Raw genomic sequence first — 426 nt, forward strand, 5'->3', positions numbered from 1 at the left:
GAGCTGGTGTACTCCCAGCAGGTGTCGCCGATCGAGTTCGACCCGATCGTCGTCAACGACATCTACTCCCAGCAGGTGTGCTCGCAGGTGTTCGAGCCGCTGTACGCCTACGACGAGGGGACCGACCCCGTCCCGCACCTCGCCCGCGAGGAGCCGACGATCGAGCGCGACGGGACGCGGTACGTCGTGCAGCTGCGCGACGGCCCGCGCTTCCAGAACGGCGAGCCGGTCACCGCGGAGGACGTCCGGTACTCGCTGCTGGCGCCGGTCGAGGAGGAGACCGCGAACGCCCCGGACGTCGACATGATCGACGCGGTGGAGGTCGTCGACGAGCGGACCGTCCAGATCGACTTACAGTACGGGTACGGCCCGTTCTACGCGCTCGGGCTGACGCGGAACGTGGTGCCCAAATCGGTCCGAGAGGAG

1 protein-coding gene is annotated in these 426 nt (G+C 68.3%); it reads left to right on the top strand.

Going from position 1 to position 426, the window contains the following annotated elements:
* On the top strand, positions 1–426 hold a 426-nt coding region (locus tag EXE42_RS17035; RefSeq protein WP_241988435.1), incomplete at both ends, for an ABC transporter substrate-binding protein.

The organism is Halorubrum sp. SP3, assembly GCF_005435195.1.
Taxonomy (GTDB): Archaea; Halobacteriota; Halobacteria; order Halobacteriales; family Haloferacaceae; genus Halorubrum; species Halorubrum sodomense.